This is a genomic window from Alicyclobacillus acidoterrestris, from assembly GCF_022674245.1.
GTDB lineage: Bacteria > Bacillota > Bacilli > Alicyclobacillales > Alicyclobacillaceae > Alicyclobacillus > Alicyclobacillus acidoterrestris.
On sequence record NZ_CP080467.1, the window covers coordinates 4,191,371 to 4,213,996 of the forward strand.

The following is a 22,626-nucleotide window of genomic DNA, read 5'->3' on the forward strand; positions in this document are numbered from 1 at the left end:
GCCCCTTCCGGTTCCGCCGAAGGGGCCGCTACCCTACATATCAATAAATCTTCTATTTCCACGTGTTGATCATTGTAACGGGTTCGTAAAAATTTGTTTTCTTTTCAAGAAATAATATTCTATAGTGCTCATAACGATCATTACCTGATTGGTAACAGCACTTTTTGTATTTTTCACCCGAATTGCATGGACACGGCTTATTTCTACCAATGTTCCTGTATTCTTTCCTAAGTTCTTTGGAAATTCGAAGATCCCATTTTTCAAATGGACTATCCAAGTGTTCTACGAGTTTATCCAACATATGGTAGTTGTATTCCATGCCTTGCGGAAACAAGACTGTATATTTATCAAATGGATTCTTCACAATGGCCATACCTAGAAATTCGAGATCATCCACAACTCTAAAACATTGCTCACCATTATATATTTCACCCACATGATGACCGCACGACTGTCTCAAGGACAACTTTTGACCGCAAACAGAGCAATGCTCACTCTTTACGATTGATTCCCTACTCATGAAATATTGATAAGGAAATAATTTTTGGAACTTTGGTATATAATTATAGATAAAAAGCAACTTAAATTTATTGTCAGTATAATCCAGGTGCTTTTTTAAGAATGAGAATTCTATGTCTGCTCTGTCATAGTGATTCCATGCGTCAAAGTGTTTGTTCTCTTTCAAGCAGGAATATGCAGAAACATAATGATTTACAATTTTATATACTTGTTCTAAACACCAGGTATCCTTTGCTCCTGCCTGATCGCCATTTTCTACTTCTACCTGTTTAATTTCAGCCAGTCTGTCCCGAATTCGCGCATCCAACATTGTTCCTTTAAAATTCTGAAGGTAACGCTTTATATCGTCTTTTTCCAATAGCTTCACACTCCACCTACTGTTTAAAAATTTCCTCGCTTATCGACCTTAACGTTGGCCCAAATTGCTCGGCATCCCCTTCGTATGAAATTTTTTTGGATCCACCATTTGACTCAACAATAATACCTACTTTTACATTTAGTTGTGTTCTCCTAGACTTCACCTTTTCGGTAACATAATTCACTATAAGGCCAGTTACAATAGGGAAGATTCCCGATGTAACTATTATTTCTGGCAGATTAATAACATCCGCGTGCAATTCCAGTTGTCTGAAGTCTCCATCGGATATACAGATATCAGTGACTACTCCATACTCACTTGAGTTTTGTTTTAGGTAATCAAAGAAATCCCGAGTCCCTTCCGGAAACACAACTTTGTCCATGTCTCGAAAAGTTTCATAAGGAATGATTAGAGCATTCGCCTTTTTTATTTCTTCCTCTAACTCTAAAGGGAAATATGGCTTTCTGTAAATTTCGTTGAAGGTTGTTGAGATTTCATGAATCTCCACTTTTGATTTTTCATTACTTTCATGAATCAAGCTAAACCCCCCCCATGAAATAATACAATTTATCATACAAAAAATCCCCCGCTCAGAAAACCGTTGCCGTTACTTATGATACGGTTCCCCCCGCATAATCCGAATTCCCCGATACAATTGTTCCAACAATACCACACGCGCCAACTGATGTGGCAAAGTGAGCGGTCCGAAGCTCCATCGAACACGCGCGCGCTTTTTCAAATCGGGATGCACGCCGTTGGAGCCGCCGATGATGAACACCAGCCTTCCGTAGGCTTCGCCCAGCAAATCACTGTAAGTTTGACTCCACTGCTCTGACGAGTAAGACTTGCCTTGGATGTCGAGCAAGACGATGCCATCGCGTGGCCGGAGCAACTTGCCGATTTTCTCGGCCTCGCGCTGTAGAACCTGCATTTGTTCTGCGGCCGACATCGTCTCTGGTGCCGGTTCATCTGGCACCTCGTGAATAGACAAGTCGACATACGCTGAAAGGCGCTTCTGATATTCCCGAAGCGCCTCCGTCCAATAGCGTTCCTTTAGCTTTCCTACTGCAATAACTTCTATATGCACCCGTGACACGTCCGTTCATCGTTTCATGTAGCCATCTACGCACCGATGGCGCGGCGACGTAGCAAGGCGACTTATATCAATTTCTTGTTCACTGCCTCACTGAATGCCGCCACTAAATGGCATCATGGGCTCGGCGCTGTCACTGTCGTCGGCACCGCTGCTGGTCGTCGGCGCACTGGCCGTGGTCAATTGGGTCTCCATGGCTCCAACCTTGGTTTTGACAATCAGGGCCTGACCGCCCCGATAGACTTTCAGTATCGCCTTATCCCCGGGCCTCAATTGGAACAGGTATGTGCGCAGGTCCGCAATCGTTTTTACGGTCTTGCCATTGAGCCCGACAATCACATCGCCCGCTTTCAGCCCATCTTTCTTCACGCTGCTCGATGTCACCAGTTTCACCCACACACCATAGTCCACTGGCACATCGGGCCACATCTGCTGTGGCAACGATGAGAGCGAGTACGCTTCAATACCAAGAGCCGAATGTTGTGCGTGGCCGGTCTGCATCAACTGTTTTGCAATATTGCGCACGGAGTTGGAAGGAATCGCAAATCCCATTCCTTCGAAGTTCTGCGCGACAATTTTGCTGCTATTGATGCCGATGACCTCCCCATTGATGTTCACCAACGGCCCACCGCTATTCCCCGGGTTAATTGCGGCATCCGTCTGAATCACCGACTGATAATCCAGCGTCTGTTGACTTGCTTCATCTTGTACTGGCATAATCCTCGACTTGGCGCTGACAATACCTTTTGTCACCGTATCGGCAAAGTCGAGACCCATCGGAGTGCCAATCGCAATCGCCGACTCACCCGGCTCAATCGTGTCGGAGTTTGCAAAGTTGACCGGATTGATCCGTTTGAAAGTCGCCGCAGGAACCTTCAGGACAGCCAGGTCTGTATAGGGATCCGTTCCGACTACCGTCGCGTTCACATGCTTGCCCGCATTGAGGACAATTTCCACCTTCGCCCCACCTTCGACGACATGATTGTTCGTCACGAGGTAGGCAAACTTGTTGTCTTTGTAAAACATGACACCGGTACCGACGCCTGTGGCCTGCAACTTAGACTGCTGAGAAAAGTAGTTGGACACTTGAGCGTAATTGAGAATCCCAACAACGTCAGGCTCCACCCGCTTCACGGCACTGGTGACCCCATCGTCCACGTTGAATCCGACGGTTTGCACATGCATCGTGCCGCTTGCCGACTGACCGACGGTCGATTGCACGCTAGCCCATGCCACATTACTCGACACAGCTCCACCTAGCCCACGAGGCAAAGCCGTTTGTGCCCCATACGTAGCCGTTGTGCCAATCATTGCAGTGAGTACTGCAACCTGAACCCGTTTGATGTTGCACGTAAATCGGGAACGATTTCGCGTGCGCTGTGTACGCTTGCGTGTTCTTCCATGAAGAAAACCCATTTGTCATTGCCCTCCTTGTCTCATTCCCTGCACGTTGCTAACTGTGCATCCGAGACTCACAAATCAAGAGGTATCGTTTGAGGACATCTACCGAACGGTGATGTTTCGCAACGTTAGTTTGAACAAATGGGTGCTTCATCATACAGTCTGTTGAGTAAGTGAAACGAATGGTGTCGCTTCGTGTCGACTGGTTCGTTTAATTCGTATTTCCCTGGCAATCCTCGAGCGAGCGTCGCTCAATATCCCTTGCACGGTAATATCCGCCAAATCTGGATGGTTGTTATCTTGGCTTAAATGAGCCAGGTAGACGTCGACGGGCGCATCCGGAAGAATGTCCACAAGTGCGTAAGCGGCATCGACATTCGACAGATGGCCCTTGTCACCTAAGATGCGCCGTTTCAGGTGCCACGGATAACGTCCGGCCCGCAGCATGTCCACGTCGTGGTTACTCTCAAACACATACGCCTGACACCCTTGCAGCAAATCCTTTTGGTGGTCTGTGACGTATCCGAGATCTGTCACCACAGCGAGGCTGCCGTCGTCCGTATCAAATCGATACGCGACAGGCTGTTCAGCGTCGTGAGATATCGCAAACGGCGTCACGCGGATGCTGCCTATGTAAAAGACTTCGTCCTCGCGGACAAACGCGACAGGGCAACTCGCCGCCTCCGGTCGCAGTTTTTCAGACAAGGCGGCATGTGTACCCTCCGTCATATAGACGGGGCTCTTGGCGTACTTGTAAACCTGTGTGAGGCCGCGGACGTGATCGTCATGTTCGTGCGTGACCAGCACAGCAGACAATCCTTCCAACCCGCGTTGGCAGGTTGCCTCCAGCCGCGTACGCAATTGCTTCCCACTGATACCTGCATCGAGCAAAATGCGCGTATCCTGATGCTCGATGTACACGGAATTCCCGTTGCTGCCGCTGGCCAGAATGCTGAACTGCACGCAAAAACCTCCTATGGAGCGATTTCCACCTCTCCAGTAAATGCATTGACATAGTAGGACTCATTGGAAGTGACCACGCGCCAGACCGGAAACCAGTAGTTGTCGGCTACCCCCGTCTGGTACAGCGGTACTTTTCTCGCAAACCCGATATCCACTCTCAAAATTCTATTATTCTCCGTCTCATCCGTTTTGTCCACCGCGTTGGCGAGGCTATCCAATGCGTCTAAGGCGGAAATGACTGGTTTTGGCGATCCGGTGGGCACAATCGACGTCAATTCCGACTGCGTGTACGTATTCAAAGCACGCTTGGTCTGACTGGTGACCACGCGCGCGTCAAAAATCGGATAGCCTTTGTACGACTGCAAAAATGTCTCCTGTTGGGGCGAAGACGTCACTGCGTCTTCCTCGTATTCGCTCCCGTGATAGACGTACGAGAGTGGATTGCGCTGTGCCGTCAGAGGTTTTGGGGGCACAAACGTAACCTGCCAGCCCCCCGCCGGAGACATCACAATTTGGCCGACGTCGGTTTGTGTTTGCCCAATATCGTTCGCGAATTGTACGTGCTTCGCTTGCGGCAAGACGGCCTGTTGCAACGTCTTCATCGACGGAGTCGCCACGTTCGCTTGAAACGACGACAGCTCGGGCTGTTTCGAGGGCACGTCGGTCGCAAGCGTCAACCCGTGCTCAGCCAGAAGCGTCTTCGTGTTAGCCAATAAGTCCGACTTGGACTCGACATAGCCATTGTTCAGTTGCCGAGATGATGACAGTTGCCACAAAAGCAGGGCGTCGAGTATCAGAAATAAGCCGATAAGCCAATTCTTGGCCGTCTCCCAGTTCATGAGGGGTCACTTCCTAACACGAGTGATCCGCTTTGTGCATCGACCATCCACCCTGCCCCACTGCCGCTGGTCACATAGTATACCGGCTGCAATTGCACCTCATTTTGTGCCGATAGCGATTGGTTCGTCACGAAGGCATAGCCCAGGGTGATGCGGAGGTTCGTCGGGGTATCGGCGGGATCGAGCGACTTGAGCTTGTTGAGAAGCTGCCCGCGGTCAAGGACGTGCACAGCGGATTGCGCCACGGGTTGTTCGAGGACCCACATCGGGCGATCATACTCCAGGACACGTCCGTTCTCCATATTGATGTTGTAGTTCGCCGTGTTCGACAATATGGGGAATCCGTCGACGTACTGCGTCAACACATAGCTTGGCGCATTGGGGTTGACGGTCAAGCTGCCGAGTTGGTCAAAAGCGATGACGCTTTGTGGCCCTCCTCCGTGCGTATGAATGAAGTCGATCCCGCTCAACAGCGCATCATCGTGCAGCGGGACTTGTGTGCCGTTGGGGTCCTCATACTGCAAGTCCATCGTCTGTTTGTCCCAAAGCACCGCCCGGCTGCCATCCGTCCAAAGCGACGTGTTTTGGTCCTGTTGAATTCGGGTAATCGCCTGCGGATTCACAAAAAACGTGTGAACGAGCGGCAAGGTATCCGGTTGGCGCACACTATAGATGAACTCGCTCATCGACAAAGCGCGTGGGATATAGCTCGTACCACTGGTGCCGTCTAGGGCATCGTATGGCGCGGCAGACACTTGTTTGTCGGCTTGTTTCCACAAGGTCGTGGCGGGCAAGTCGGTCTTCACGGTCATCATGCCATCATCGACTGGAAAGGCGACCCGACAGTTGGTATCGTCTTTCGATTTGTAGAGGATGATGGTCCGTCCGCTCCATTTGCCGATGGTCGAGGAGAAGGGATTCAGCCACTTCCCCGCGAGGGTATGATTGACTTCCGTCCCAAATTGTAAGGTCACTTGAAAATCGACGTTTTGGGGTAGCTGATGGATAGTCGTGCGGTCTAGGGCATGCGCGGTGGCCAGCGCAGATAGCCAGTTGGTATAGGCGCTGCTGTCTGGATTTGCAATGGTCGTTCCACCTGCCGCTTGGACCACAATTCGATATGGCCGGACGGCGTGCGCCACGTCCGGTGTGGTCTCGGTGGGCATCGGGGAATCCTGAACAATGCCGATTTCTGATCCCTCTTTTAAATTGCCCGACCACAAAAAATAGCTTAAGACAATACTGAGGATGACCAGTGCAACAAGCAGCACAGTTTTCCCAGTGCGGACCAACGGCTTCATCGCGCTTTCTCCACCCCCTCGTCGCGAACAAACGTAACGCTGACCTGTGTGCCTTGTTCTGGCTCACTCGTTATGGCAATCGTGCCATCCATTCGTTCGACCATCTCTCGCGCCAAGGCGAGGCCCAGTCCAGTGCCCCCCAGCCGGCGGCTCCTGCCTTTATCGACGCGATAAAACCGCTCAAACACGCGCGGCAAGTCGTCTTTGGGAATGCCGATGCCATCGTCTTTGACCGAGACAATCACCCTGTCCCGAAACACGCGCGTCGACACCGAGACGTGCCCCTTCGCAGGCGTATACTTCATGGCGTTGGACAACAGGTTGTCGAGGATACGGTTGACCATATCCCGATTGCCGACAATGAAGACGTCGTCGTCGTCCGGCGCCACAACGCTAAATTCGAGGCCCTGGCGTTCGGCCTGCAGTTGAAAGCGCTGTTGTACTTGCAATAGCAGATCAGTCAATCCGATAGACTGGTGCAGATTGTACGTCTGTCCTCGATCAAGCCCAGAGAGCTGCAGCAAATCTCGCGTCAGACGGACCATTCTATCTGTCTCCTGCGCGATGACCTGGAGAAAGTTGTCCCGCGTATCTTTTTCGTCGTCACCCAGATCTCGCAAGGCTTCAATGTACGACTTGACGCTGGTCAGCGGGGTGCGCAGCTCATGCGAGACGTTGGAGACGAACTCGCGGCGCGCCTGATTGAGGCGCTCCTGCTCGGTCACATCGCGAACGACAGCGACAAAGCCGTCCGTCTGCTCGCGGCGCTGAACGCGCGTCAGGGTAATGTGGTAGATTTCCTCGCCAACGACGCGAATCCGCATGCAATCACCCGTCAGCGCCTCCTCCGCCATCTCCTCTAAATTGAGGACATCGACCTTGTTCCAGGTCTCTTTGCTCGTAATGCCGAGCATCTGCGCCGCCGAGTGGTTCATGAAGAGAATGTCGAGTTTGGAATCGAGGACGATGACCCCGTCGCTCATCGAGGTGATGATAGCGCGCAACCGCTCCTGTTCACTGCGATTCATGGACAGCGCTTCATCTAGTTCTTCAGCCAAGTGGTTGATAGCGACGACCAAATCCCCAAACTCGTCGTTGCTGCTCGGCGTGACGCGCTTGGAGAAATCGCCCGCGGCCATCACTCTGGCCTGTCGGGTCACTTCGAGAACAGGTCGCGTGAGGGCCCGCGAGAGGACGATGCCGAGCACAATGGTGAGCACGAGCACGAACCCACTGCCTGTGTAGAAAATGGAGGTCACCTGACGAATCGTATCGTAGGTCGGTTGAATCGAGGTGACATACTCTAGCACGCCAGTAAATTTGGCGCGTTGATACATAGGAACCGCGACGACGAGGACGTGTTGGCTGGCGACCGGATCGAACCGAATCGCGACGGTATCCTGATGATGGATGAGGACTTGTGTGGCCTCGGAATCGGTCCGCTTTTGCCCCACTAAGGCGCCGCCAGCCGACGTGTACAGGACGTAGCCGTCTGCGTTGAGTAGATACACAGTGCCATTGAGAAACTGCGGGACAGACTGCAGCACAGCCGTGACCGCACTGCTCAATTGCTGCTTGGACGCGTGTTCCAACTGTGGCCCGACGAGCGTCGCCATCAATTGCGCCTGACTCTTTGCGGCTTCCGATTGGTTATGAATCAGTGACGTGGTGAGCGCCCGAACGAAATACGCACCAATCAGTTCAACGGCAAACAGAATCAGAAGGGTGTAGACGAGCACGAGCTTCACGCGGAGACTGCGCCACACCACCATATCAAAGACCCCTGATGTAGTAGCCGACGCCGCGACGCGTCATGACGTACTCCGGCTGGCTCGCATCCGACTCTAGTTTTTCGCGCAGGCGGCGAATCGTCACGTCGACGGCCCGCTCATCCCCTTCGTAGTCCATACCCCACACTTCGCTGACCAGTTGCTCCCGCGTATACACCTGTCCAGGGCGCGCAGCGAGGAATGAAAGCAACTGAAACTCCCGATGCGTCAGCGCAATGGGTTCACCAGCCTTCGTCACTTCGTAGTGCGTCAAATCGACGACCAGGTCGCGAATCACCAGCCTGTCCCGGCGACGTCCTTCTTGCTCACCCTCAAATGTCACCCTGCGAAGGTTGGCCTTTACACGCGCCAGTAACTCGCGCGTGCTAAATGGCTTCGTGACATAGTCGTCAGCCCCTAGTTCCAGTCCCAACACCTTGTCCACCTCATCATCTTTGGCCGTCAGCATGATGACCGGCACAACCGATGACGCACGCACCGTCCGCAGAACATCAAAGCCGTCGAGCTGAGGCAGCATGACGTCCAGTAGAATCAAGTCGGGAGACGTGCTTTTCCAAAGCGCAATCGCCTCTCTACCGTCAAACGCACAAGTGACGCGGTAGTCGGCGCGCTCTAGGGCAAACTTCAGGATATTGGAAATCGGTTCTTCATCTTCGACAACGAGGATGTGCTGCACGTTTCGCACCTGCCTTGGAAAACTCGTAGACATCACACTATCTTTCTGCTATCTACCCTTTTCTCAATGCCCAGATGAATTGTGGGTGTTCGACCACCGCCGTGTACTTACCCAGGTTCATCAAAAACATTTGACTTGGATCCGCCACCGGCGCACCGTCAATATCCCCAGGCACATATTGCCGCAAATCGAACACTGGCGGGCCAAACCACCAAGGTTTGACGGTCACATACGCCGTAATGCCCTGTGGCAAATCGGGGCGGGCGACACTTGGAATGTCGTAGACGAACGCGAAACGAGCCCAAAACGCCACGCACAACAGAACAAACAGTCCCATGACCACGCGTAACCAAAACCGGAGACTGCGAAGCGATTTGAGTATGCGCAGCCGCCGGATTCTCGACCGACGCCGGCGGTGGCGCCGCTGCCGATGTTTGGCGCGCATCCGCTGATACTCTTTGCGAGTCAGCGTGCGCGGTTCCATCAATTCTTCCGGTTTCATGCTTCTTGCTGGTGGGACTTCTCGAGATTGACAAACTTGTTGTAGTTCTTGAGGAACACGAGCTCAACCTTCCCTACCGGACCATTTCGTTGCTTCGCAATAATAATTTCAATGATATTCTGGCGTTCTGTTTCGTGGTCGTAATAGTCATCGCGGTACAAAAACGCGACGATATCGGCGTCCTGCTCGATAGACCCCGATTCACGAATATCGGATAGCATCGGCCGCTTGTCCTGACGCTGCTCGACCGATCTACTGAGCTGACCGAGCGAGACAATTGGAACCTCAAGTTCACGCGCGAGTTGTTTTAGCGAACGCGAAATTTCCGAGATCTCCTGCTGACGGTTTTCCCCTGATCCCCGACGACCGTGAATCAACTGCAAATAGTCAATGACAACAAGCCCTAACCCTTTTTCCAGCTTCAAACGGCGCAGTTTACTGCGCATCTCTGGAACCGTGATACCGGGCGAGTCATCGATATATATCGGTGAATTGCTAAGGGCGCTGACGCCCATCGATAACTTCGGCCAATCATCGTCGTCCAGTGAGCCTGTCCGCAACTTCTGGCCCTCAATGTACGCCTCCGCGCAGAGCATACGCTGAACGAGTTGGTCTTTGGACATTTCGAGCGAAAATATCGCGACCGGAACGCCGTGCCGAACGGCCACGTTTTGCGCCACATTTAGCGCAAACGCAGTTTTCCCGACAGATGGACGGGCGGCGACAATGATGAGATCAGACTTTTGGAACCCACTCGTCATCCTGTCCAACTCACTATAGCCCGTCGGAACCCCGGTGATGCTGCCATCGCTTGCGTACAGTTGCTCGATGCGCTCAAACGTCGTCTCCAACACATCTGAGATATGTGTAAAGTCGCGCGTCTTTTGAAACTGGCTGAGTTCCAGAATTCGCTTTTCTGCGTCCGCCAACACATCCGAGGCGGGCAAATCTTGACTATAACCTTCCTCAGCGATATCCGTGGCCGCCGCGATAATCCGCCGCAACAAGGCCTTTTCTCGAACGATTTGCGCGTATTGCCCCACATGCAGCGCCGTGGGCATCGCCGCGGCCAAATCGGCCAAGTACTCCGCACCACCGACCTGATCTAGCGCATCATCACGATTGCGAAGCGCCGCCGCCACAGTGACGACATCAATGGGTTGACCCGCATCGTAAACCTCGCGCATAGCACGGTAGATGGACTGATGCGCAGCCCGATAAAAGTCCTCTGCCTCAAGGAGTTCAAGCGCCTCGTTGACGGCGTCTTCGGAAATCAACATCGCGCCCAGCACCGCTTGCTCAGCCTCAACCTGTTGCGGAGGCATCCGCAACATCGAATCGCTCACTGCAGGACGCCCCCATACAGACTGTTCACTTGCCATATCTATCGCCTTCCATTGTCAAGAGCTCGCAAGGTAAATCAGATTCCAGAAGCCACGGGCATCCACTCAAGCCCCTGCTCACTCGGCTTCCACGTAGACCAAAATGTTGACGGATACATCTGGATGAAGTTTCACCTGAACACGGTGCCCACCGAGTGACTTAATGGGATCATGCAACTGGATTTTACGCTTATCCACCGCAAATCCATCGCGTTTCATCGCATCTGCGATATGTTTCGTCGTGATGGCGCCAAACAGCTTTCCACCCTCGCCGACCTGTGTTTTCACGACAATCTTTTTATCTTCCAACCGAGCCGCGAGATCCTTCGCTTCCTGGAGCTCTTGCGCCTTATGCCGGGCAACTTTGTCGTGTTGGGTTTGAAGGCGGTGTAATGCCGATGCCGTCGCCTCTTCGGCCAAGTTGCGAGGCAACAGGAAATTGCGAGCATACCCCTCACTCACATCCTTGACCTCTCCCTTTTTCCCTTGACCTTTCACATCCTGTAACAAGATGACTTTCATCGACATGTCCCCCTTATCTTGCCGAACCTCAGAGAGCCGACAGTGATATAAGTTTATGGTAGTCTGCTAAGCGCAATAGAGCAAATGAAAAAGCGACCAAGCGACACAACAAACGTGTCGATGTCCGCATTTTGACAACTGGATTCATCGCCATCACGGATTACAGGCGTTCTGAGAGGTATTTCGCGACCTCTAGTAATTCGGGCTTGCGACTGGCATCCACTTCTGCAGCCACCCGGTACCCCCCGGCAATCACGTTGTCAATTCGATGTGGATGAATCCCCATTTGCACAGCCAATAAGTAACCCAGACCCACAACGCCTGCCAACGCATCTGTCAATTCCGCCTCATTGCCGGACTGGATGCTACGTAACACCTCAACTGCCTGTTGGACGAGTTCAATCCTATCGTGCTCGACCGTTTGCAATTTGCGGGTCAAGTCCACTTTCGATTCCAAGTCAGCCATGCGAATCCTCCCTCCCCCCGGCGTAATGGCATACCCGTACAAAAATCTATTATGTAAGGTTCCACAAGCCAAAAGCTGATTCCTGCCCGAACCGCGTGATTGCTCGCATGTCTGACGCCGTCCAAGGCAACAATACATGTCAAACACGACGAGAGGTGTTTCATATGGATATGCAACGCGCGAAAGAGATTTTTGAGTCACCAGATTATATTGATGTGACATATGAGGGTACACCAGTCCGTATCGATAGGCTATTTGAATCGAGCCCATATGCTGAAGTCAGTTATGAAAACGGATCTGTGACGAACGTTCCTGTATCGGAACTACAGGAGAAAAAAACTGTCCACTAACTTGTACCAGCACAAGCAAAACAAGCGTTTATCACACCTGCACAACCTGTCATAACAAAAAGCACCACAGCCACCAAGGCTGGGTGCTTTTTGTTCTATCTCACACCACAAAATTACTCAGTGGTGTATGGCATCAACGCGATTTGACGTGCACGTTTAATTGCAACCGTCACCTGACGTTGGTGGCGTGCACAGTTGCCGGAAATACGCCGTGGAAGAATTTTGCCACGCTCGGTCAAGAACTTATTCAAACGACCGATATCTTTATAATCTGCATGATCGATCTTGTCGACGCAGAATTGGCAAACCTTACGACGCTTCCCGCCACGACCTTTGCGCGGCATAAGAATCACTCCTCGTCGTTATGACTGAATAACAGCCAATCGTTTGTTTTGGTAAAATACCCTGTCGTACAAATCAAAAGGGCAAATCATCTTCCGAAATGTCGATAGTTTGACTGTCGTCAGCAAATGGATCATCTTCGTACAGAGGTGCTGAACCACGTTCTGGGCGCGGTGACCGATTCGTATTGGTGCTTGTGCTTGGCGCACCGCCACCATAACCACCACCCTGTGGTGCGTCGGACCCCCTGTCCAAAAAGCGAACAGATTCCGCCACAACCTCAGCAACCCGAACCTTTTGACCCTCTCGGTTATCGTATGTCCGAATCTGCAGGCGCCCGTCAACCGCAGCCAACCGACCCTTCTGCAAATACTGCGATACGATTTCCGCTTGTTTCTGCCAGACCACAATATTGATGAAGTCTGTTTGCCGTTCCCCCGCCTGACCAGAACGCATTCTGTCGACAGCGAGTGTAAACGACGCAACAGGTGTTCCTGAATTGGTATAACGCAACTCAGGATCAGCGGTCAAACGGCCAATTAATATTACCCGGTTCAGCATAAATTCCCCTCCGCGAATTACTCACCCACGCGGACTGTCAAATAACGAACGACATTGTCGTCAATGCGCATGACGCGTTCGAGCTCTTTTGGTACTTCTGTACCTGCCGTGTATTGCATCAACACGTAGTAGCCCTCACGGTCGCCTTCGATTTCGTACGCCAAACGACGCTTGCCAATCTCCTGCAGTTCGTCAATCTGACCGCCTTGGTTAGAGATGAGCGTTTGATATTTTTGAACCAACTCCGTCGTCTGTTCACCTTCGAGAGCTGGATTCAGAATGAACATCGTCTCGTACTTACGCATACCGTGACACCTCCTTCTGGTCTCATGGCCCCTATTCGGAGCAAGGATGAATGGCGACAAAAAACGAATTTAATGCGCCGATTAACAATGTTAACACACATACAGCCTAGATACAATACTTTCAATCCATTCTCAGGCTGCCCGTATCAGACATTAAACCGGAAATGCATCACATCGCCGTCTTCCACGATATAGTCTTTTCCTTCTAATCGCACTTTGCCCTGTTCCCGGGCCGCAGTGTAACTGCCCGCGCGGATTAAATCCTCGAACGCGACCACCTCGGCTCGAATAAAGCCGCGTTCGAAGTCGCTGTGGATGACGCCCGCTGCCTGCGGCGCCTTCGTTCCCTCACGAATCGTCCAGGCACGAACCTCCGGTTCGCCAGCCGTGAAATACGTCCGCAAACCGAGCAAGTCATATGCACTGCGGATGAGCTTGTCCAATCCAGCTTCAGCAAGTCCGAGGTCGGCCAAGAATGCATCCCGGTCCTCCCCCTCCAACTCAGCGATTTCCGCCTCAAGTTGGGCGGACACCACCACCACCTGAGCCTGTTCACTGGCAGCGCGCTGCCGCACGGCTTCTACGTGAGGATTCCCACTGCTGTCAGCAGCCTCGTCCTCACCCACGTTAGCCACATAGAGAATGGGTTTGGTGGTCAACAAGTGCAAATCCCGCAGAAGCGCCGTTTCGTCATCAGACAGCTCAACTGAGCGGCCTGGTTGCCCCGCTTCTAACGCAGCGGCCAAGCGTTCCAGCGCATCCGCCTCAACTTTAAACTTCTTGTCGCCGCTCTTCATGTTTTTCTTCGCTCTATCGAGCCGCTTCTGCACCGTTTCTAAATCAGCCAAAATCAACTCGATTTCAATCGTCTCGATATCTCGAAGTGGATCAACCGACCCTGACACATGCGTGATGTCCCCATTTTCAAAACAGCGCACCACGTGAACAATCGCATCGACTTCCCGAATGTGACCAAGAAATCGGTTGCCAAGCCCTTCGCCTTGACTCGCGCCTTTGACTAATCCCGCGATGTCGACAAATTCAAACGCCGTCGGAACAATTCGCTTCGGATGAACAATCTCAGCGAGTCCCTGTAGACGGACATCCGGGACCTCAACGACACCAACGTTAGGATCAATCGTGCAAAACGGATAATTGGCAGCCTCTGCCCCAGCTTTGGTAATCGCGTTAAACAACGTCGATTTACCAACGTTCGGCAATCCTACAATTCCAGCCTGTAATGGCATATTGACACCTCGCTACGTACCTTGCAAATCAAGTATAGGTGGAACAACTTATCTCTGACAATGCAACTTTGTACGACAAAAGCGCGTATAGTATATTGTAGCGTTCAAACACAACGCGCGACACGCAAAACGCACCATGGGACCACAACTTGATGGACAACCCCTTGGATACTTTCGCGTTTTGAAGTAATACTATGACTATAAGGAGGTGACTGTCCATGCTACGGAAACTGCTGCGTAGGCTCAAAGTACGCAAACTCAACCCAAAAGCATTGGCGATTCAACCCGAAGACCTCAGCAAGCGTGTCCAGACCAGTCCCAACTGCCAAGCCTCATAATCGGCATTTTTATTCCTTATAGATGCAGAGAGCCCGCCTATTGTACGGGCTCTCTCTTTTCTACACCGATGACCAGCGCAGATGCGATAAGTTCAACGCTGCACGCACAATCATACTGAGCCGTCTGTTGGCCAAAATCAGCCGAATCAGCGTCTGTAAAATCATTGATAGAAATACCCTGTCCAGACCACCCAGACTCCACTTGCACCGTATAAGGATGACCTTCTTCGCGCACCTTTGCAACCCCTTGAAGGCTCGCTTTATCATTGTATAGGCGCACTGCGTCGCCGGATCGGATACCGTGCTCGTCGGCCACCACGCGCGACATCTCAACCACTGGGTAAACCACGTCCCCAACGACATGTTGACGTTGAGAATTTTCGTGTTTGCGCGGGTGAATCGTCAACAATGTCAACCGATGATGGCCACTGCCATGGGCACGGCGCGGCGGCACATACGTCGCCACCGCAGATTGTCCATCTGCGACTGCCGCATTCGACCAGAATTCGAACTTTTCACTTGGCGTCAAAAACCGACCATCTGCAAATGGAACCTCTTCAATGGGCAGACGAACGAATCCATCTGTTTGGATTTGTTCCAATGTGATACCTTGCGCCAATAACGGTCTCAAAGCTAATGTCAACCACGATTGCACACTTCCCTCCATCTTCTCACCCATACCCAGTACGTCCGCCAACTCCGAGAAAATCTGCCACTCCGGTTTACTCTCTCCTCTTGGCGGTACCACAGGGTGAATATAAGACAGATACGGATGCCACATCGTCGTATAGGTGACGTCCTCCTCCTCCAATACACTGGTGCAAGGTAAAACATAATCGGCGGCCTGTGCCGTCTCCGTCATGTACATATCAATGACGACTTTACAACCAATCCCCGCATATGCCTTGCGCAAAGTAGCAGAGTCAGGCACCTGTGTCAATGGATTGGTTCGTGTGACAAACAACACCTGAATCGGTGGATTCGACGACAGAATTTCCTGCGCCTGTGTTCCACGCACAAATTCCCGGACATCCGCCGCACTACGTCCAGTGAGTGCGTCTTCGTCCACAAACGCCGCCATCCCCCGCTGCGCATAATTGACGCCACCTCCTGGAATACCGACGTTACCTGTGGCGGCCGCCAAGGCATCGATGGCGCGAATCGCATTGCCTCCACCAGCATATCGCTGCATCCCGATGCCAAGCAGTGTGGTGACAGGACCCGATTGCCCATAGAACTCGGCTAAAGCCCGAATTTGCTCAGGTTCCACATTTGTTTCACGTGAAACACGGTCAAGCGCATACGCATCCAACGTCTTTGCAAACGCGTCCCAACCAACTGCGCATGTTTGCGTGAATCGCTGGTCGATAAGATTTAAATCGCGACATACTCGAAGCACGCCAAGCGCCAACAGGGCATCTGTCCCAGGTCGCGGATAGACGCACATATCTGCCCGACGCGCCACATCCGTAGGCAGTGGATTCACGACCACAAGCTTTGCACCACGCGCCTGTGCCGCTTTAATAAATGGCATCATGTGAACATTTGTCGTCGCTACGTTCCGACCCCAAACCACGATTCCACGACTGTTGCGCACCATATCATCTGGCGCATGGCTACGAGCTTGTCCGAAATCATAGCGTTGCGCCTCCAAACCGGCGTCCCAACAAAGACTGCCCACTGTCTCCGTGCAGCCGCCAAGTTGATAAAAGAACCGTTGACTCAGGCTCTTCAGCAGAGCACCTGACCCCCAGTCGAAGGCGTGCAAAATGGAATGATGGCCATACTTGTCGATCGCGACGCGAATCTGCTGACCAATCTCCCGATAAGCCTGCGCCCAGGAGATTGGCACCCATTCTCCACCTACCTTTTTGAGTGGATAGACGACCCTGTCTTCACCATCTCGCCGCGCCGCCAAGCGGCGCCCGCGATTGCACAAAGCCCCCCGCGTAATTGGATGTTCCGGGTTCCCCTGCAATTGAATTTCTCCGTTTTCTTTTACAGTCGCAAGCATACTGCAACCGTCGTAACAATCAATGGGACAGGCCGTCTTGATGGTCATTTGGTGCCCTCCCCTCGTGCGGGACCAATATCTTGCGAATCAGCCGATCAAAACGCGCCCGAGGAATCAACACACTGTGTCCGCACTTCTGACATTTGATACGAATGTCCATGCCCAATCGGATGATTTCCCAAGCGTTCTCGCCACAGGCGTGTGGCTTTTTCATCTTCACAATATCGTGCATGGCGTACTCAACCGACATGGTCGTTCCCCCTCTCCATCGCATTGACGTCGCCTTTTAAGACCACTGTCCGATGGACAAACGGAATTTCGATACCAGCTTCATCAAATGCCTCCTTAATTCGCTGCTGTGCCTTTCGTTGAATGCCATATTGCGTCATCGGCGCACAAACAGCTGTCGCACGAATCAACACATCGGAATCCCGCAACTCCTGCACACCAGCGATGGAGACATCCCCGATGACATTCTCTTCCTCTTGCTTCAACTGGTTCATCACCTGCTCGATGATTTGCATCGCTTGCTTCAGATTTGCATTATACGAAACGCCGACGTCCACTACAGCGACCGAGTTGGTCCGCGAGTAATTCGTCACCGTAGCAATTTGCCCATTCGGGATAATCTCCACTTCTCCCGTCCACGCCTGCACGCGAGTCAAGCGAACACCTATCGATACGACCGTGCCTGTAAACCCGTTGATCTGCACCGTATCGCCAACACCGTACTGGTCTTCAAATAGAATAAAGAGACCCGAAATCAGATCTTTAATCAGTCCTTGTGCCCCAAAACCGACAGCCAGTCCGACGACTCCTGCACCGGCTAATAGCGTCGTGATATTTAAATGGAAAACGGCAAGCGACTCCACAGCAAACAAAAAGTACACCGTATAACGAATGATATTGCTGAACAGGGAATCTAGTGTATCAAGCCGACGCTTGTCCATACGATTGCGATGGAGCTTCAAGAGCCTTCGCGACAACCGCAACGCAAGGCGGATAATGATTCGAGCGATGATATACAGCACAATCACCCGAAGCAAATCCTCGCCCACAGTCAGAAGAAGGCGTTCCACATGCGTCGGATCGACCAAGTCGTGTTTGAATTGTTTCCACCAGCTGAGATTGTTTTGCACATGTCGTCCTCCTCCCAAGTCATTATGCCCATGATAACATAGCATGTAGACTTGAAAGATAGGCTACAATATGCGAACCCGTGATAAAAAACAAAGACCGGTTAATCGACTCATACACAACACTTGGTAACGAGAACCACGATAAATTGGCCACAAACCAAACACTGGTCCACGCCAAGACAAGCCCACAAATGACGCCGGACAAATTGGCCAAGAACGTGTCGCCATAGACCACCAAGGTTCGATGGTCGTCCCAAAACGCCTCCATCAAATGCTCTGTTACCATGAACAACGTAAAAATGGCCCAGGTCATAAGCACTGTAAACATTCCCTGCAATAGATGAAGTGCAATCCATCGCGTGTCGGCGTATGAGCCCATGGCACCCACGGGAACAGGCGGAACTAACGCGCCAACGGCACCGACCGGCCGCGTGGCCTCTTGCATCCTGTCGGCCAACCACATAAAGGTGTTCCCCGTCTCCATGAACCGACGAGCGAACCACGGCGAAACATGCGTCGCGACGAACACCGCTGTAAACATGGCGCCCACGTATAAAAGCGCTCTTTCCGCACTTCTGTTGCGCACCCACAGCCAGACCCAGAACACTTCTCCTATCAGCATGATATCTACCAATGAAGTACCCCTTTTCTGTTTCAACTATGGGACAGGTATAGTTGATGCTACGCGAACGTATACTGGGAATATTCCGTTGTAGGAGGATTCCCGTTGAAAAATAGCCAGACAGACTTTACAGAAATGCCAGCGGGAGGCGTGATTGGACGAGTCGCATTTGATGAATTAGATGCGACACAACGTCTGGGCGAATTTCTCGACCAGGGTCTCGCACTATGCCGCCAATCGCAGATTTTGGTTGTTTGTGTGGGGACTGATCGCTCAACAGGTGACGCCTTCGGCCCAATCATTGGCTCGCGCCTGCGCGCACTGCCCCGCATCACCGGCGTAGATGTATTCGGTACGTTGGACGAGCCGGTACATGCAGTCAATTTAGGGCATACGTTAGAACGGATTAAAGAACAGTATCAGGATCCGCCGTTTGTCATCGCCATCGATGCGTGCCTCGGAAAATTCGATCACGTCGGACACATTATGGTCGAACAAGGGCCGCTACGGCCTGGGGCGGGTGTGAAGAAAACGCTGCCGGAGTTTGGCGATTTAACGGTAACCGGAATAGTGAATGTCAGTGGATTTATGGAGTACTTCGTCTTGCAAAATACGCGGCTTGGAATCGTAATTAAAATGTGTGACATCGTCGTTCACGCATTACATGCGAGCCTACAAAAATATGCTGTCACGCAACGAATGCGCCTCGGGGTGTAACCAGAATCGCGATTCATGCAAAAAGCGGAGACATGCGTCTCCGCTTACAAACTCTTCACCTTAACCTTATCCGACGCTTCATGCTGCATGACGGACTCTATGACTTTTTGTTCTTCTGCCGTCAGTAGGTACTCAGAATCGCCATGAACGACCGGCTTGCCGTAAGTCACCGAATCGTCCCGGCCGTAAATCGACGTAAGCACCACGCCGTCTCCCACATCATCTAAAAATGCGACCGAGTAACTTAAATCACTGCCCACTTCCGCAAACGCGTTGTAGCGTTGCATAACTGGTGTCGACACTTTGCGTTGCAACGCCTCATGCATTTGCGCGAGTGCCATTTCGACATCCGACATCTGTTCCTGAATGGATTTCACAGCTTGCTTTGTGCTGAGAAACACATCTTCCAGGTCAGAAGTTGAGGCAATGTCCTTCCACTGCGACAGTCGACGTTTCATGCGCCGACTGGAAGCCAAAGCGACAATGGCAATAATGAGACAAATCATGGATAGGACGCCTGCGCCCACAGTTATGTACGGTAAATAAGACTGTAACAACGACCAAAACATTGAGTCACTTCGTCCCTTCCTGCGACAATGCCTGTACCTAGTATAACGTGAAACTCATCCATCACATCACCCAAATATTACTTGTTGAGAAGTCTTCATGAAACGACATGAACGATGTGGAGAATGTGCGGCCAAGTGCTCTTTAGAATTGGCGCAATCGCGATGGCAGGTAACAGATTTGCCACTGCAAATCGCTTGATGCCGTACATATTCAATGCCATTCCGATAATTAATACACCGCCGGTACCCGTGATGCACGCGATGATATCTGGAGCGTTCAATACGCTCCCAGCCAAATGAGAAATCAGCGCAATCGCGCCTTGATAAAGAAATACAGGGACAGCGGCCAAGCCGACACCAAAACCCAATGTGGTCGAGAACACAATTGCAGTAAACATGTCGAGCACGGACTTTGCGAATAGTGTTTTATGATTGCCACTCAGACCATCCTGTATCGCACCTACAATCGCCATCGACCCAATACAGAACAATAAGGTGCCGGAGACAAAACCCTCCGCAATCGGACCCTTATAGACGCGCTGAAAAAAGCCTTCAAGGCCATGACCAAAGCGGATGAGCGCCTCATCGATGTTAATCCATTCGCCAAGAACCGCACCCAAAACCACACTGACGATAATGATGAGAATGTCACCTGTATCACCAAGCGCCATACTCATTCCAATCAACAGGACACAAAGAGCGAGTCCCTGCATGACCGTGTCCCTCATCCGATCAGGGATGCGCGGCAGCGCGAGACCAATAGCGGATCCCACGAGGATGGCCAGCGCATCCACAATCGTACCCAGGAGAAACATGCCTACACCCGCCTATTGAATGCTGGACAACATCAGATGCATAATGCGTTCAAGGTCGTCCTCTGAGAAGTATTCAATCTCGATTTTACCGCGTTTCTTACCGTGCTGGATGCGAACCGCAGTCCCCAGGAATTGTTGAACCTGCTCCTCATATCGGCGATACGCCAGTGGCAAAACTTTCTTTTCCTTCTGTGTTTCACGTGAAACAAGTTTTTTCTTGGGCTCGTAAATCACTGTTTCTAACTTACGTACACTCCAGTCCTCTTCGACGGCTTGATTCGCCAACGAGATTTGACGCGCTTCGTCCTCGACAGACAAGAGTGCCCGCGCATGACCCATGCTCAGTGTTCCACGAGAGACCATCTCGCGAATTGGGACAGGCAAATTCAACAATCGCAACATATTCGCGATATGACTTCGGCTTTGACCAACCCGATGTGCGAGCTCTTCCTGCGTCAGCTGACATTTCTCAATTAAATTTGCATAAGCATCGGCGATTTCAATTGGATTGAGGTCCTCCCGCTGTAGGTTCTCAATCAAGGCGATTTCCATCAATAAAATGTCGCTGAGTTCCCGAACCACCGCTGGAACAACTTGCAGTCCAGCCAACTTCGCGGCTCGAAAGCGCCGTTCACCAGCGACGATGTCGAAACCACGCACTTCACTCTTTCGCACAATCAACGGCTGAATAATGCCATGCTCCAGAATTGATTGCGACAACTCTTGAAGTTTCTCCTCGTTAAACTCCCGACGAGGTTGGTATGGATTCGGCCGCAGGTCCCGAACGTCAACAGAAACGACGTGATCATGATCGGAAACGTTCAATTGTGGAATCAGTGCATCGAGCCCTCTTCCAAGACCACGTTTACTCAATTCCAATCACTTCCTTGGCTAATTCCATATAAGATTCAGCGCCTCTTGACCTCGGGTCATAATGAATGATTGGGCGGCCGTGACTCGGCGCCTCACTGAGTCGAACGTTACGCGGAATAATCGTGCGATACACTTTTTCACCAAAGAATTTCTTGACGTCCTCAATGACTTGTAAACCTAAGTTGGTTCGAGCGTCTAACATCGTTAAAACAACACCTTCAACTTCAAGCGACGTATTCAGGTGTTTTTGGACCAGGCGGATGGTGTTTAGCAGTTGGCTTAACCCCTCCAATGCGTAATACTCGCACTGAATGGGAATCAAAACCGAATCAGCTGCTGTCAACGCGTTGACGGTCAACAGCCCGAGGGAAGGCGGACAATCAATGACGATGTAATCATATTGGGAGCGCATCGTCTGCACTGCTCGACGAAGGCGGACTTCTCGCAATATCGTAGGAACCAATTCTATCTCTGCGCCCGCCAACTGAATGGTGGCTGGCAAAAGAGAGAGGTTCTCCAATCCGGACGGCATGACCGCCTCAGACATCGAGACGTCGTTAATAATCACATCATACACACAATACTTAACATCGGCTTTGTTGATGCCTACCCCTGAAGTGGTATTGCCTTGTGGGTCAATGTCAATCAGCAATACACGCTTGTTTAAAGTCGCTAAACACGCGCCGAGGTTGACCGCTGTGGTTGTTTTACCGACGCCACCTTTTTGATTTGCAATAGCGATAACTCGGGCGTTGGACACAAACAGTCCTCCTTCATTCATGAAACATACGTCCGAAGTGACTATTTCACATTCTACTGCAAAACAGCTTAGATGTGGCGAAAAAAATGTATCGGTATTCGACGCCTCTTTGACTTTGCGTTGACTGCGAGTGGGGAAAACAAAACAGCGACCCAATCAAGG

General features: G+C 51.6%; 27 protein-coding genes. 2 read left to right on the top strand and 25 right to left on the bottom strand.

Annotated elements, in window-relative coordinates; all coding sequences use genetic code 11:
• Window positions 1-52: 52 nt before the first annotated feature.
• From K1I37_RS20695 to K1I37_RS20755, 13 genes are all read right to left on the bottom strand, one after another.
• Window positions 53-877: an SEC-C metal-binding domain-containing protein gene (locus K1I37_RS20695; RefSeq protein WP_021296396.1), complete on the bottom strand. Its 825-nt coding sequence runs from the start codon at window positions 875-877 to the stop codon at window positions 53-55.
• A gap of 16 nt (window positions 878-893) precedes the next feature.
• Window positions 894-1,415 (bottom strand): hypothetical protein, encoded by a 522-nt coding sequence (locus K1I37_RS20700; protein WP_021296395.1) that lies wholly within the window; start codon window positions 1,413-1,415, stop codon window positions 894-896.
• 69 nt (window positions 1,416-1,484) lie between these two features.
• Entirely contained in the window at window positions 1,485-1,964 is a 480-nt protein-coding gene (gene rlmH / locus K1I37_RS20705) for a 23S rRNA (pseudouridine(1915)-N(3))-methyltransferase RlmH (protein ID WP_031218573.1), read from the bottom strand.
• A gap of 96 nt (window positions 1,965-2,060) precedes the next feature.
• A complete protein-coding gene (locus tag K1I37_RS20710) occupies window positions 2,061-3,386 on the bottom strand; it encodes a S1C family serine protease (RefSeq protein ID WP_021296393.1) in 1,326 nt (441 codons plus the stop codon).
• A 138-nt stretch (window positions 3,387-3,524) separates the two neighbouring features.
• Window positions 3,525-4,334 (bottom strand): MBL fold metallo-hydrolase, encoded by an 810-nt coding sequence (locus K1I37_RS20715; protein ID WP_021296392.1) that lies wholly within the window; start codon window positions 4,332-4,334, stop codon window positions 3,525-3,527.
• A gap of 11 nt (window positions 4,335-4,345) precedes the next feature.
• Window positions 4,346-5,173, bottom strand: coding sequence for a two-component system regulatory protein YycI (gene yycI / locus K1I37_RS20720; protein ID WP_021296391.1), 828 nt, complete (start codon window positions 5,171-5,173; stop codon window positions 4,346-4,348).
• The gene (yycH, locus tag K1I37_RS20725; RefSeq protein ID WP_021296390.1) at window positions 5,170-6,474 is read right to left on the bottom strand and encodes a two-component system activity regulator YycH; all 1,305 of its coding nucleotides are present in this window, start codon (window positions 6,472-6,474) and stop codon (window positions 5,170-5,172) included. Before yycH ends, yycI begins: the two co-directional genes overlap by 4 nt.
• The gene (locus K1I37_RS20730; protein ID WP_021296389.1) at window positions 6,471-8,246 is read right to left on the bottom strand and encodes an ATP-binding protein; all 1,776 of its coding nucleotides are present in this window, start codon (window positions 8,244-8,246) and stop codon (window positions 6,471-6,473) included. The genes yycH and K1I37_RS20730 overlap by 4 nt, the downstream gene beginning before the upstream one ends.
• A gap of 1 nt (window position 8,247) precedes the next feature.
• Window positions 8,248-8,973 (bottom strand): response regulator, encoded by a 726-nt coding sequence (locus tag K1I37_RS20735; RefSeq protein ID WP_021296388.1) that lies wholly within the window; start codon window positions 8,971-8,973, stop codon window positions 8,248-8,250.
• Between the two features lie 19 nt (window positions 8,974-8,992).
• Window positions 8,993-9,442, bottom strand: coding sequence for a hypothetical protein (locus tag K1I37_RS20740; RefSeq protein ID WP_021296387.1), 450 nt, complete (start codon window positions 9,440-9,442; stop codon window positions 8,993-8,995).
• On the bottom strand, window positions 9,439-10,824 hold the full coding sequence (gene dnaB / locus K1I37_RS20745) for a replicative DNA helicase (protein ID WP_031218569.1): 1,386 nt from the start codon (window positions 10,822-10,824) through the stop codon (window positions 9,439-9,441). Before dnaB ends, K1I37_RS20740 begins: the two co-directional genes overlap by 4 nt.
• A 78-nt stretch (window positions 10,825-10,902) precedes the next feature.
• A complete protein-coding gene (rplI, locus tag K1I37_RS20750) occupies window positions 10,903-11,346 on the bottom strand; it encodes a 50S ribosomal protein L9 (RefSeq protein ID WP_021296385.1) in 444 nt (147 codons plus the stop codon).
• A gap of 160 nt (window positions 11,347-11,506) precedes the next feature.
• Window positions 11,507-11,812, bottom strand: coding sequence for a MazG-like family protein (locus K1I37_RS20755; RefSeq protein ID WP_021296384.1), 306 nt, complete (start codon window positions 11,810-11,812; stop codon window positions 11,507-11,509).
• A 164-nt stretch (window positions 11,813-11,976) separates the two neighbouring features.
• Between K1I37_RS20755 and K1I37_RS20760 the strand changes: the two genes are divergently transcribed.
• Complete coding sequence (locus tag K1I37_RS20760; protein ID WP_021296383.1) at window positions 11,977-12,162, top strand: H-type small acid-soluble spore protein; 186 nt, start codon at window positions 11,977-11,979, stop codon at window positions 12,160-12,162.
• Between the two features lie 113 nt (window positions 12,163-12,275).
• Here the strand turns inward: K1I37_RS20760 and rpsR are convergent, their stop codons facing one another.
• The 8 genes from rpsR to K1I37_RS20800 form a co-directional block, all read right to left on the bottom strand.
• Window positions 12,276-12,506, bottom strand: coding sequence for a 30S ribosomal protein S18 (gene rpsR, locus K1I37_RS20765; RefSeq protein ID WP_021296382.1), 231 nt, complete (start codon window positions 12,504-12,506; stop codon window positions 12,276-12,278).
• A gap of 73 nt (window positions 12,507-12,579) precedes the next feature.
• Window positions 12,580-13,065: a single-stranded DNA-binding protein gene (ssb, locus tag K1I37_RS20770; RefSeq protein ID WP_021296381.1), complete on the bottom strand. Its 486-nt coding sequence runs from the start codon at window positions 13,063-13,065 to the stop codon at window positions 12,580-12,582.
• Window positions 13,066-13,082: 17 nt separating this feature from the next.
• Window positions 13,083-13,370: a 30S ribosomal protein S6 gene (gene rpsF, locus K1I37_RS20775; RefSeq protein WP_021296380.1), complete on the bottom strand. Its 288-nt coding sequence runs from the start codon at window positions 13,368-13,370 to the stop codon at window positions 13,083-13,085.
• Window positions 13,371-13,516: 146 nt separating this feature from the next.
• Complete coding sequence (ychF, locus tag K1I37_RS20780) at window positions 13,517-14,617, bottom strand: redox-regulated ATPase YchF (RefSeq protein WP_021296379.1); 1,101 nt, start codon at window positions 14,615-14,617, stop codon at window positions 13,517-13,519.
• Between the two features lie 375 nt (window positions 14,618-14,992).
• A complete protein-coding gene (locus K1I37_RS20785) occupies window positions 14,993-17,017 on the bottom strand; it encodes a molybdopterin-dependent oxidoreductase (RefSeq protein ID WP_021296377.1) in 2,025 nt (674 codons plus the stop codon).
• Window positions 16,989-17,219, bottom strand: coding sequence for a DUF951 domain-containing protein (locus tag K1I37_RS20790; protein ID WP_021296376.1), 231 nt, complete (start codon window positions 17,217-17,219; stop codon window positions 16,989-16,991). Before K1I37_RS20790 ends, K1I37_RS20785 begins: the two co-directional genes overlap by 29 nt.
• Window positions 17,209-18,108 carry a mechanosensitive ion channel family protein gene (locus tag K1I37_RS20795; protein ID WP_021296375.1) on the bottom strand — a complete coding sequence of 300 codons (900 nt, stop codon included), beginning with the start codon at window positions 18,106-18,108 and terminating at the stop codon, window positions 17,209-17,211. The genes K1I37_RS20790 and K1I37_RS20795 overlap by 11 nt, the downstream gene beginning before the upstream one ends.
• 22 nt (window positions 18,109-18,130) lie before the next feature.
• On the bottom strand, window positions 18,131-18,742 hold the full coding sequence (locus tag K1I37_RS20800) for a hypothetical protein (RefSeq protein ID WP_021296374.1): 612 nt from the start codon (window positions 18,740-18,742) through the stop codon (window positions 18,131-18,133).
• 93 nt (window positions 18,743-18,835) lie between these two features.
• On the opposite strand from K1I37_RS20800, the gene yyaC reads away from it, so the two are divergent.
• Window positions 18,836-19,447 (top strand): spore protease YyaC, encoded by a 612-nt coding sequence (yyaC, locus tag K1I37_RS20805; protein WP_021296373.1) that lies wholly within the window; start codon window positions 18,836-18,838, stop codon window positions 19,445-19,447.
• Window positions 19,448-19,491: 44 nt separating this feature from the next.
• Here the strand turns inward: yyaC and K1I37_RS20810 are convergent, their stop codons facing one another.
• The 4 genes from K1I37_RS20810 to K1I37_RS20825 form a co-directional block, all read right to left on the bottom strand.
• Window positions 19,492-20,016, bottom strand: coding sequence for a DUF4446 family protein (locus K1I37_RS20810; protein WP_021296372.1), 525 nt, complete (start codon window positions 20,014-20,016; stop codon window positions 19,492-19,494).
• Window positions 20,017-20,111: 95 nt separating this feature from the next.
• On the bottom strand, window positions 20,112-20,831 hold the full coding sequence (locus K1I37_RS20815; RefSeq protein ID WP_021296371.1) for a DUF554 domain-containing protein: 720 nt from the start codon (window positions 20,829-20,831) through the stop codon (window positions 20,112-20,114).
• A gap of 12 nt (window positions 20,832-20,843) precedes the next feature.
• Complete coding sequence (locus K1I37_RS20820) at window positions 20,844-21,704, bottom strand: ParB/RepB/Spo0J family partition protein (protein ID WP_021296370.1); 861 nt, start codon at window positions 21,702-21,704, stop codon at window positions 20,844-20,846.
• Window positions 21,697-22,464 carry a ParA family protein gene (locus tag K1I37_RS20825; protein WP_021296369.1) on the bottom strand — a complete coding sequence of 256 codons (768 nt, stop codon included), beginning with the start codon at window positions 22,462-22,464 and terminating at the stop codon, window positions 21,697-21,699. The genes K1I37_RS20820 and K1I37_RS20825 overlap by 8 nt, the downstream gene beginning before the upstream one ends.
• Window positions 22,465-22,626: the final 162 nt, after the last annotated feature.